This is a genomic window from Methanospirillum hungatei (assembly GCF_020216685.1).
Taxonomy (GTDB): domain Archaea; phylum Halobacteriota; class Methanomicrobia; order Methanomicrobiales; family Methanospirillaceae; genus Methanospirillum; species Methanospirillum hungatei_B.
The window spans coordinates 1-10,000 of the sequence record NZ_JAIWNS010000040.1 but is presented as its reverse complement, the minus strand read 5'-3'; the positions used below and the strand labels follow the sequence as shown (position 1 = coordinate 10,000).

Here is a 10,000-nt window from a genome sequence, read left to right as displayed (position 1 = left end):
TGCCCTGGAGCTGGTACAGGAGCGGCCACCTGATGTCATTTTACTCGATTTCATGATGCCAGGGATGGATGGGTTTGAAGTCCGCGATTATCTGCGAAAATACCAGAATTGTGAAGAACTCATCTGACATGGCATGGAATTCTTCATCGTAAGTATCATCATTCTCCTGCTCTGTGGCCTTGTAGCCGGATTTCTCGCCGGTCTTTTTGGTATCGGGGGCGGGGTCGTGATGGTCCCGGTCATGTTTTTTCTCTTAAGCGACCTTGGGTATGGTGATAATGCCATGGCCATTGCTGTTGCTACCTCTGCGGCCGTCATTCTCCCGACTGCAATCGCAGGTGCGATAAAAAATTACAGCGGGAGATCGTTCACCTGGTGGCCGGCCCTTCTCCTGGGCATGGGAGGGATACTGGGATCAATGGCAGGAAGTACTCTTTCGGTTCTGATTCCCAGTCAGATTCATATCCTCGCATTCTCAGGGTTTTTGATCTTCATGGCCGTATGGATGATCGTCAAACAATGCAGATATCTGAGTGCATATACTATCAAAGAGACGGATGGCATCCTTCTCATCCTTGGGATAGGAGTCGGGGTTGCATCCGGTCTTTTTGGTATCGGGGGTGGTGTTATCCTGACACCGGTGCTCACATCCATTCTGGGCATGAATATCCACAAATCGATTGGGATATCACTTACTGCAATGGTCCTCATTGCGTCAGGAACCGTGGCATCCTATATTGTGCTGGGTTTTGGAGCAGAGGGACTGTTTCCCTTCTCAATCGGGTATGTAAACATCCTGTTTGTCCTGATTCTGGCCTTAACTTCAATTCCTGCCGTCAGACTTGGTGTAAAAACCGGAAGAACCATGCCTGAGAAGAAGTTACAGACACTCTTTATTGGCATGCTTATACTCCTTGCGATCCGGATGGCACTGTCAGTCTGAACGGGATCTGCAGTCTTCTGATACTTTCAAACCTTCAGAAAAGCCGGACGGGTAAATACCTACAGAACACAGGGCTTTTTCTATCGTTGTAATGTGAGAATGTCCCCGTGTTTCCACCTCTATCCATATCCTCTTTTCGTGAACCGGCAGTTCAATATCCCATTCACTATGGCTGATCTTCAGGATATTCCCCCCTTCCCGTGCGATTATTGCCAGTACCTCAGCAAGTGAACCGGGTTGATCCTCGATAACAAGACTGAGCCGCATCAGTCTCCCCCTTCTGGCAAGGGCCTGACGAATCACCCGTGACAACTGATGGCTGTCGATATTTCCTCCACTGATGACAAGAACAATCGTGCTGCCGGGAACAAATGAAAATTTCTGTGACAGCAGTGCGGCAAGTGGTGTCGCCCCGGCCCCTTCGGCTATGATCTTCTTTCGCTCAAGCAGCCACAGCATGGCATCTGATATCTCTGTGTCATCAACAAGTACTATCTGGTCTACCATGTCACGAATAAAAGGGAATGTATGTGTACCGGTTCTGGTTACCCGGATACCATCAGCCAGCGTCCATCCGGTTTTATCACGAATCTCACCTCTCCCGTATTTTGATTGGTACGCCGAAGGGCATGCCTGTGACTGAACTCCGATGATCCTGCAGGATGGGACTTTGTTTTTCACCGCCACACTGATCCCGGAGATCAGACCCCCGCCGCCGACCGGAATTACGAGGATGTCAGGGGAGGGGAGGGCATCGCAGATCTCAAGTCCAATCGTCCCCTGACCCGCAATGATCTCCGGATCATCAAAGGGGTGGACAAATAACATCCCTGTGTCTGCCAGTTCCCGTGCTCGCTCCATCGACTCTTCAAGGGTCTTCCCGTACAGACGAACATCTGCCCCATATCCTCGCGATGCCTCCTGTTTCGAGAGGGATGACCAGAACGGCATGATGACGGTTGCCGGAACCTCTGCGATACGTGCCGCCACAGACACACCCTGTGCATGATTGCCTGCCGATGCCGTCACCACCCCTGTACGTCCTGCTCCGTGTGCATGGAGGAGTATCTTGTTCATCGCTCCCCGGATCTTAAATGAACCGGCCTTTTGCAAGGTTTCAAGTTTGAGATACACATGGGCACCGGTCATCCTGGAGAAGGTTGATGAATAGATAAGTGGCGTTCTGATCACATGGGGAGCAATCCTGACCATGGCAGATTCTATCTCGGAAAAAAGAGTATCAGTCATGGACCTGTCCATACCTTCTCCTGACCGCAAAAAAGATTAAATTCGTATGTTCTTACGCTCGTTTTCCCTTCAGGGTAATAGCCACCGGAAACCGGATCGGGCCGGGCTGGTTGGTGTGAGGGCCGAGTTCTTCCTGATGAGGATGACTGTGAGTCATATGCCATGGCCCAGGTTCGGAGCGTTTCCTCCAGGCTTTTCGTGCAGGATGCGGATAGGGCGTTGCCATGGGATGATGACGGAGCGTCTCCAGATAACGCGCCCGGTCCTTACTTATTCTGCCTTGCTTCTCCCGGTATCTCCGGGCAGGAGCTGGATCAATAACCCGTGGAGACATACTTTACCCTTTTTTTATAAGATTAAATACCTTTGCTCCATCCCGGCTGATGATACCAAACGATAGCAAAAATGAGAAAAAATCGTGAGAGAATATTAGATATACTTGTTCCGTCTCAGCCAGTCACGCTGAGGAGGGGTATACCGGTATGAGATATCGCACTTTTCATCCTGGAATGACCAGGGTGTAATGATAATGACATCACCTTCACGAATCCAGGCACGGCGTTTCATCTTCCCTTTGATTCTGCCAAGCCTGGTCACGCCATCAGAACACCGTACTCGTATATGAAACGAGCCAAGCATCAGTTCAGCATAGGCGAACTGCTCTCCTTTCCTGCTATTGGGCAGACGGACCCTGATGGTCTCACTATCTGCTTCTCCGGGTGTTTGTGAATTCGATGCAATATCTGGTTGTAGATCTAATTCTGTTATCTGACCATCTCCGGTAAAAAGTGCAAAAACATCACGAAAAACCTGTCAGGGTTATTTTACAAATTTTAGGGCAATACGTTCGCACTAGTCGGTGTGACAAAAATTCCTCTGAATCCTGCCAGTGATAGTAATACATGATATGAGAGTTTAAGTAGGTATCGGAAGTTCCGGTATCCCGACCGCCATATTCAACATATAAAAGACTGATATCATACTATCATGAGACTCCGCCCGATAGTCATGGCTCTCCTCTTCATCTTCTGCATTGCTCTTCCTCTCATCATCGGATTTTTCGGATCCTCATTTACCATGGCCAGTATAACCGGCTGGTACCTGACGTTACAAAAACCCTGGTTCAGCCCCCCGGACTTTGTGTTTGGTCCTGTCTGGACCATGCTGTACATTCTGATGGGACTGGCATGGTGGCTTGTTCTCAAACACGGGTTTGAAAGGCGAACCGTGAAGATTGCAACGGTCTGGTTTCTTCTCCAGCTTGGCGTCAATCTGCTCTGGTCGGTAGTCTTCTTTGGAATGCAGTCAGTAGCCGGGGGCTTTATCGTCATAGCAGGTCTTATCCTCCTGATCCTTTTGACCATGCATCATTTCAGACAGGTCTCGCGAATGGCAGTCTGGCTCCTGGTCCCATACCTCTGCTGGACCGTATTTGCAACCCTCCTGAACGGGATGATACTGGTGTTAAATCCGTTCTGGTGATCATGATTCCATACACAGAGATACAGGAGAGAAAACCATGATAGAACTGGAACCAATCGGTGTTATCCATTCACCATTTACCGGCCGGGGATCAGCACCACGACAGGGGCGATCCTGCTCTGAACCGATGAAAATCGAGATCTATCCTCAGTTCGTCCCCGGTCTTGGGACCATGGAGGGGATATCCCATATCTGGGTGTTATACTGGATGGATCGGGCAGAACGGGATATTCTCTTTGCAAAACGGCCAGACTGGGATGAACCACGACCTGTGTTTACCATCCGGTCACCTGCACGGCCAAACCCGATTGCACTCTCAATCGGAAGGATAGAAGAGAGAGAAGAGATAGAACAGGGGATCATCACGGTTACCGGCCTTGAGGCTCTGGATGGGTCCCCGGTTCTGGATATAAAACCATATGTGGTTGAGATTGACTGCATATTTGACTCATGTAATCCGTTTGAAAGGAAGGACTGATACTTTAAAAGCGGGAGATGATCTTTTCTGCTGCCGCTTCACCGGAGAGGAGCATTCCGCCAAAGACCGGACCCATCCGGTGACCGCCAAAGACCGCATTTGCCGCCATCCCACATACGAAAAGACCGGGAAATACCTCTTTGGTATGAGCGACCACGGCAGACTCTGCATTATCGGCCCACATCGTCCCTTCTCCCTTAATCTCTGGTCTTCCACACTTTTTCGAGACCTGGCGGGCTATCACCGCATCATGACCGGTTGCATCAACAGTAATTGTACACCCGATGGTGAGCGGATCCACATGAAGTCCGGTCGCTTCCACCGGTTGCCAGTTGATCACGAGACCTGACAGCGTACCGTCTCCCTTGACCATGACATCCTCAACCGTCGTCAGGTTGAAGAATTCAACCCCTGCATCTGATGCTGCGGCGGCGAGTTTGGTGACCGCTTCCACTGACCTGGCCGTGTAGTACCCGGGAGCAAATTCTGATGATCTGATACCAAACCGGTCAAGGAGCCTTTTTGCCTCCTGCTGGACCACGATACGGGGAAACATCATTCCTCCTCCCCACATCCCGCCGCCGATGGACAACTTCTTCTCAATCAGACCAACTTTGAGCCCCTTTTCTGCGATGAGGGCAGCACAGACAAGACCTGACGGACCGGCCCCGATCACGGCAACATCCATCTCCATGTACTCAATGAGGGTATTGAGATGCTCGGCTACGATTGCCCTGCTAATGGTGATTTCATCAAGCGTCATATCCGTACTGCGTCTCATTTGAACTATTTCTACGTTTTGTGCACCAGAATGTATGGTGAGATCGGGGAGAGTCTATGAATGCATCATGAGGTCTGCAAACTTTCTGGAAGCGGCGGCGATATCCGGGCTGCAAATCACCGCAGAAATGACCGCAATCCCGTCAGCACCGGCAGCAAGGACCTCGCCTGCATTTGAAAGATTGATCCCCCCGATGGCAATGATGGGAATCGCTACCCGCTCCCTGATGCTCCGAATCAGTTCAGGGCCCACTGCCGGTCCGGCATCTGCCTTTGTTCCGGTCGGATATACCGGGCCTACCCCGAGATAATCTGCCCCGCCCTTTTCAGCCAGGACTGCTTCCTCCACGTTCCCCACCGATACCCCGATGATGAAGGGACGGGGAGCCAGGAAGCGGGCTGCAGAGAGGGGGAGATCATCCTGACCGAGGTGGACGCCATCCGCCCGTACTGCAAGCGCAATGTCCAGTCGGTCATTCACGATGAACCGGGCATGATACTGCGTGCATAACGATCGGATCTCCTGCGCAATAGCAAAGAGTTCTGCTGCATTTCTTCGCTTATCGCGGAGCTGGATGATTTTTGCACCGCCGGAGAGAGATTCTTTCGCAATCTGTATATGAGAGCAGCCTGGAGCCAGAATCTCATCAGTAATGATGTACAGACCACAATCCATGTGTTTCCTTAGGACATGCAGGTATATATCATCCCACGTGGAATATCATACATACCAGGTGGCATCATGATATCCCGGATTGATCTGCGAGTCATCATCATACTTGCAGTCATCATAGGTATCGGTGGATGCGTGACTCTCGCCTTCATGTACCACAAGGATGCCCAGCTTCGGGAGCAGATCCTCACAGAAACCAGACTTGCTGCAGCAGGAATTGACTTTGACACTATCAGGACCTTTGACGGTTCAGATGCCGATCTGACCAATCCCGCTTATATCTCAATGAAAGAGAAGATGGTCAGTATCAAGGCTGCAGAACCGCTCAGCAGGTTTGTCTATATTATGGGGCAGCGGGATGACGGAGGGGTGTTTTTTTATGTTGACTCCGAACCACCCGGAAGTGAGGGGTACTCCCCGCCTGGACAGGATTATACTGAAGTCTCTGACCAGGTTCGTGAGTTATTTACCACCGGAAAGACCGGGATAGTAGGCCCGACAACCGACCGGTGGGGAACCTGGATCAGCGGCCTGTTACCGATTCAGGATCCTAAAACCGGCACAATTATCGGCGTTTTCGGGATTGATATCGACGCGGGGAACTGGACGGCGATCACTCTGTACACCGGCCTTCCTCCTCTGGTCGGAACTTTACTCATTGTCGCCATATTCCTGTCATTTATCACCATTAACAGGAGAAAGGATGAGGAGAACAGAAAACTGGCGATATCTGAACAGGCGCTTCGGGAGAGTGAATCACGGCTTTCTGCAATCCTTCAGAGTTCTCCGGCATTTCAGTTCGTTATCGATCACAATCACACCGTCATCTCCTGGAACCGGGCTCTTGAGAAGTTTTCAGGGATTCCAGCATCAGAGATGATCGGGACGAAAAACCATTGGAAAGCATTTTTCCCGACTGAACGACCGCTTCTTGTAGATGTTCTTCTTGACCGGAACTATAAGGTTCTGAATGAACTGTATGGTGACAGTTGTCATCCGTCTGACCTTGTCGACGGGGCATATGAGATGACGAGGTTTTATCCGGAGATGAAAGAGAACGGAATATGGCTGTATATCCTGCGGCCCCATATAAAAATGACCAGGGAGAGATATCTGGTGCTGTTGAGACACTGATTGATGTAACCGAACGGCATCAGGCTGAGGAGGCAGTACAAGAAGCGGTGAAAAAGTTAAATCTCCTCTCCAGTATCACCAGACATGACATCCTGAATAAGATTACCATGCTCCAGGGGCTTATGATGCTCATCGCCGAAGCAGTGGGGGATGATTCGGAAGCTACAGAGTATGTTAATATGGGGAAAGGAGCAATTACCGCGATTAAAAAGCAGATTGAATTTACCCGGACCTACCAGGATATCGGGCTGAATAAACCTGAGTGGAATGATATAGCAGACATCATCCTGAATGTATCAAAAGAGTTGATCATAAAAGACATCTCTCTTTCTATTTCCCTTGAAGGAATCCAGGTTTACGCAGACCCGCTCATCAGAAAGGTCTTTTATAATCTTATGGATAACTCAATCCGGCATGGTGAAGGGGTTACCAGGATCTGCTGTTCCTTTGTCATCCAGGATGATGCCCTGATTATCAGGTACGCTGATGACGGGATAGGGATTCCAACCGATGAAAAGGTCCTGATTTTTGAGAAGGGGTATGGGAAGAACTCTGGTCTTGGGATGTTTTTGGTCAGGGAGATATTATCCATCACCCACATCACCATTCGAGAAACCGGGGAGTATCAGAACGGTGCACTCTTTGAGATCATTGTGCCAAAAGGGATATACCGGTTTTCTCACAATGAGGGGAGGAGCCTGACAACCAAAGCGTGAGCGATCAGACCGGCAGCTGAATTCATCGTCTCATGGTCTGCCACAAAAATGGGGGGCCCATATATGCCACCAAGGCGGCCACCTTACAAAACCCTGAACATCTCTGCTTTTGTTGCACTTCTCCCCCGGCCGGCATCCCTGGTAACATCCAGATCATACCACCCGGTCCAGGTTCCGTTTGGAATGGTCAGATATCCGGTGATCCTGGTTCCTTTGTATGACATTGCACCAGATACCGGTATCGTCGTGGCATTATGGGTAAGATTCAGGTTCAGATACTCTCCATCCCCGAAATTTTTCCCTGTTACGGTGATCTTCAGATCCTCAGTTCCAACCTGAGCCCGGTCAGGTTCAATTGACTCGATGACCGGGGTGTTATTATAGAGAACCCTGAACGCTCCGGGTTTTACCAGTTTCTGACCAGACGGGAATATGACCGTCAGATCATACAGATCAGGCATGGCATCTGACGGGATATGGAACCAGGCCTTCAGTTCATCAGGACGGACTAATGCGGTTGATTCACTTTGGATCTGGTCCTCTCCGCTGGTGGACAGCATGACGGATGACCCGTTTGCAAGGTTATTTCCAAGTATGGTTGCGGTAAGATACTGCCCCTGTTCCCCGGTAGCCGGCTCTATTCCGGACAGGAGAAGGGATGTTTTCGTATAGATGGAGAACCCGCCTTTGAGGATATCACTCTTGTTATACCGGCTTGTCACAACCACGTCCCAGGCCCCCTGCGGAGCATTCTCCGGAATGGGGATGGTACAGGTGATCTGGGTTGGTGAAACGATGGTGACATTCTTTGCAGATATGGTCTTTTCTCCCCGTTGCAACGTGACCCGATCCCCTTCAAGGAATGACATCCCCCTGATGGTGACATGACGTTCTGTGCCCTGGATTCCCCAGACCGGAGTTATCTGCAGGTTAAAGGGAGCATATGGCTCTCCACTCAGATATGCATTGGTCTTTTTAGCAGACTGTCCATCAGGATTCGTAACGGTAAGGTCCCACAGGCCCTCATGATACTTGGCTGGAACCTTCACGGTACCGATGATACGACCAGGTGAATCAACAACGGGGTCTGTTCCCTGCACGATGAGATCATTTCTTGATAAGGAAAAGGTGGCCCCTTTCAGGAAATTGCTGCCGGTCACCGCTACCTGCACCGGGACATCCATGCCACCCTGGTCAGGCGTGATGGCAAGGATATGAGGCTCTGGGAGAGCGATGACGGTAAATCCTTCTGAACTGACGGTTTCCTGCCCGTCTGCGTTGGTTACAGACAGGTTCCAGGATCCGGGTCGTGTATCTGTCGGGAGGATGAGTTCTCCGGATATCTGGTCATACCTCACTGACAGATTGGTAAGGAGTATCTCCCGGGTATCCTTATTGAGGCGGACCGTACAGCCTGAGCGGAAATATCTCCCGGTTATCCGGAGTGGAACAGATGATCCTGCCATTGCAGAAGAGGGAGAAATATTCACAATCTCCGGTGCTGCCGGTGGCTGGACATGAAATACCTGGTTATACCGGTGCTCTCCCAGTGATGGTGACTGAAGCGTCATCTGATACAGCCCGGGATCAGCATCAGCCGGGACGATGACCCGAAAAGTTACTGATGTATTTGAGAGGTTTTTCACGTCCGTTACGTTCAGGACAGAATCATCCTTCGCAAAACGAATGGTCATGTCCTCTGAAAAACCCTGTCCGGTCAGGGTGACCTGGTGGGAGAATCCTGCATGCACGGTGTCAGGGGATAGACTGGTAATATCAGGGGCCTCTGCGCCGGATACCGGATTGTACCCTGCGAGCAGAATTACTCCCACAATGCAGAACAGACATAAGTATCTGGCAGAGAAATGAAAATTACTTGGTATCAATTTGAAATTCATGGAGATCTCCCAACCGGTTGTTCCGGTTTGTTCATCGTTCAATATTTGAGAGCGAAGAAGAAAAACTTCTGTGTGGTAATCCGCAGAGCGCTGCTTTGAGAATGAGCAGAAGGCCTCTCTCGGTGAATGGAGACGTTGTTCATGCATATCAGTACCCGAGCCGGTGTCCTTCGGCCATGGAAGGTCAGTGATGCCCGCTCGCTCACGATTCATGCAAATAGTCCGGGTATTGCACGATACATGCGGGACGGGTTTCCCTCACCCTACACAAAAGATGATGCAGACCGGTTCATCGCCATGGCACAGGATGATCATACCGCCATCATGCTTGCAATTGAGGTTGAAGGGGAGGCAGTCGGTGGAATCGGCATTCACCCGCTTTCGGATGTGTACAGAAGAACAGCAGAGATCGGGTACTGGTTGTCACCAAAGTATCAGGGAAGAGGTATCGTCACCGATGCAGTCAGGGCATTTGTACCGGCCGTCTTTGCAACATTGGAGATTGTCAGGATTCAGGCAGGAGTGTTTCATACAAATCGTGCATCCATGAGGGTCCTTGAAAAATGTGGATTTGAACGCGAAGCAGTACATCAAAAAGCAATCTGGAAGAATGGGGAGTTTCTTGATGAACACCTCTATGTCCTCTTC

General features: G+C 50.3%; 13 protein-coding genes. 7 read left to right on the top strand and 6 right to left on the bottom strand.

Features of this window, described 5'->3' with window-relative positions; translation table 11 throughout:
* The first annotated feature begins 4 nt into the window (after nt 1–4).
* Both LDL35_RS15270 and LDL35_RS02315 read left to right on the top strand, forming a co-directional pair.
* A complete protein-coding gene (locus LDL35_RS15270; protein WP_369694879.1) occupies nt 5–127 on the top strand; it encodes a response regulator in 123 nt (40 codons plus the stop codon).
* A gap of 6 nt (nt 128–133) precedes the next feature.
* Nucleotides 134–943 (top strand): sulfite exporter TauE/SafE family protein, encoded by an 810-nt coding sequence (locus LDL35_RS02315; RefSeq protein WP_304019103.1) that lies wholly within the window; start codon nt 134–136, stop codon nt 941–943.
* Here LDL35_RS02315 and ilvA read toward each other — a convergent pair.
* The 3 genes from ilvA to eif1A all read right to left on the bottom strand — a co-directional run bounded on the left by ilvA (nt 935) and on the right by eif1A (nt 2,932).
* A complete protein-coding gene (gene ilvA, locus LDL35_RS02310; protein WP_304019101.1) occupies nt 935–2,203 on the bottom strand; it encodes a threonine ammonia-lyase in 1,269 nt (422 codons plus the stop codon). The genes LDL35_RS02315 and ilvA overlap by 9 nt on opposite strands.
* Nucleotides 2,204–2,243: 40 nt before the next feature.
* Nucleotides 2,244–2,525: a hypothetical protein gene (locus LDL35_RS02305; RefSeq protein ID WP_304019100.1), complete on the bottom strand. Its 282-nt coding sequence runs from the start codon at nt 2,523–2,525 to the stop codon at nt 2,244–2,246.
* Between the two features lie 95 nt (nt 2,526–2,620).
* On the bottom strand, nt 2,621–2,932 hold the full coding sequence (eif1A, locus tag LDL35_RS02300; protein WP_083758451.1) for a translation initiation factor eIF-1A: 312 nt from the start codon (nt 2,930–2,932) through the stop codon (nt 2,621–2,623).
* A 246-nt stretch (nt 2,933–3,178) separates the two neighbouring features.
* Between eif1A and LDL35_RS02295 the strand changes: the two genes are divergently transcribed.
* Together LDL35_RS02295 and tsaA are read left to right on the top strand one after the other, a co-directional pair.
* A complete protein-coding gene (locus LDL35_RS02295) occupies nt 3,179–3,673 on the top strand; it encodes a TspO/MBR family protein (RefSeq protein ID WP_304019098.1) in 495 nt (164 codons plus the stop codon).
* Between the two features lie 37 nt (nt 3,674–3,710).
* Complete coding sequence (tsaA, locus tag LDL35_RS02290; protein ID WP_304019096.1) at nt 3,711–4,151, top strand: tRNA (N6-threonylcarbamoyladenosine(37)-N6)-methyltransferase TrmO; 441 nt, start codon at nt 3,711–3,713, stop codon at nt 4,149–4,151.
* A gap of 4 nt (nt 4,152–4,155) precedes the next feature.
* On the opposite strand, the gene LDL35_RS02285 is transcribed toward tsaA, so the two are convergent.
* Nucleotides 4,156–4,914, bottom strand: a complete 759-nt coding sequence (locus LDL35_RS02285; protein ID WP_304019094.1) for a sulfide-dependent adenosine diphosphate thiazole synthase — start codon at nt 4,912–4,914, stop codon at nt 4,156–4,158.
* A 72-nt stretch (nt 4,915–4,986) separates the two neighbouring features.
* Nucleotides 4,987–5,607 (bottom strand): thiamine phosphate synthase, encoded by a 621-nt coding sequence (thiE, locus tag LDL35_RS02280; protein WP_304019091.1) that lies wholly within the window; start codon nt 5,605–5,607, stop codon nt 4,987–4,989.
* A gap of 66 nt (nt 5,608–5,673) precedes the next feature.
* On the opposite strand from thiE, the gene LDL35_RS02275 reads away from it, so the two are divergent.
* Nucleotides 5,674–6,738, top strand: coding sequence for a PAS domain S-box protein (locus tag LDL35_RS02275; RefSeq protein WP_304019089.1), 1,065 nt, complete (start codon nt 5,674–5,676; stop codon nt 6,736–6,738).
* Nucleotides 6,669–7,454, top strand: coding sequence for a HAMP domain-containing sensor histidine kinase (locus LDL35_RS02270; protein ID WP_304019086.1), 786 nt, complete (start codon nt 6,669–6,671; stop codon nt 7,452–7,454). Before LDL35_RS02275 ends, LDL35_RS02270 begins: the two co-directional genes overlap by 70 nt.
* An 83-nt stretch (nt 7,455–7,537) precedes the next feature.
* Here the strand turns inward: LDL35_RS02270 and LDL35_RS02265 are convergent, their stop codons facing one another.
* Nucleotides 7,538–9,286, bottom strand: coding sequence for an IPT/TIG domain-containing protein (locus LDL35_RS02265; RefSeq protein WP_304019084.1), 1,749 nt, complete (start codon nt 9,284–9,286; stop codon nt 7,538–7,540).
* A 207-nt stretch (nt 9,287–9,493) separates the two neighbouring features.
* Between LDL35_RS02265 and LDL35_RS02260 the strand changes: the two genes are divergently transcribed.
* Nucleotides 9,494–10,000, top strand: a 507-nt coding sequence (locus tag LDL35_RS02260; protein WP_304019082.1) for a GNAT family protein, incomplete at its 3' end; no start/stop codon positions are given.

Excerpts from the sequence above, each read along its gene's own strand:
- ilvA (WP_304019101.1), bottom strand. The coding sequence starts at position 2,203 with ATGGACAGGTCCATGACTGATACTCTTTTTTCCGAGATAGAATCTGCC.
- tsaA (WP_304019096.1), top strand. The coding sequence starts at position 3,711 with ATGATAGAACTGGAACCAATCGGTGTTATCCATTCACCATTTACCGGC.
- LDL35_RS02295 (WP_304019098.1), top strand. The coding sequence starts at position 3,179 with ATGAGACTCCGCCCGATAGTCATGGCTCTCCTCTTCATCTTCTGCATT.
- LDL35_RS02305 (WP_304019100.1), bottom strand. The coding sequence starts at position 2,525 with ATGTCTCCACGGGTTATTGATCCAGCTCCTGCCCGGAGATACCGGGAG.
- LDL35_RS02275 (WP_304019089.1), top strand. The coding sequence starts at position 5,674 with ATGATATCCCGGATTGATCTGCGAGTCATCATCATACTTGCAGTCATC.
- LDL35_RS02285 (WP_304019094.1), bottom strand. The coding sequence starts at position 4,914 with ATGACGCTTGATGAAATCACCATTAGCAGGGCAATCGTAGCCGAGCAT.
- thiE (WP_304019091.1), bottom strand. The coding sequence starts at position 5,607 with ATGGATTGTGGTCTGTACATCATTACTGATGAGATTCTGGCTCCAGGC.
- LDL35_RS02270 (WP_304019086.1), top strand. The coding sequence starts at position 6,669 with ATGGCTGTATATCCTGCGGCCCCATATAAAAATGACCAGGGAGAGATA.
- LDL35_RS02315 (WP_304019103.1), top strand. The coding sequence starts at position 134 with ATGGAATTCTTCATCGTAAGTATCATCATTCTCCTGCTCTGTGGCCTT.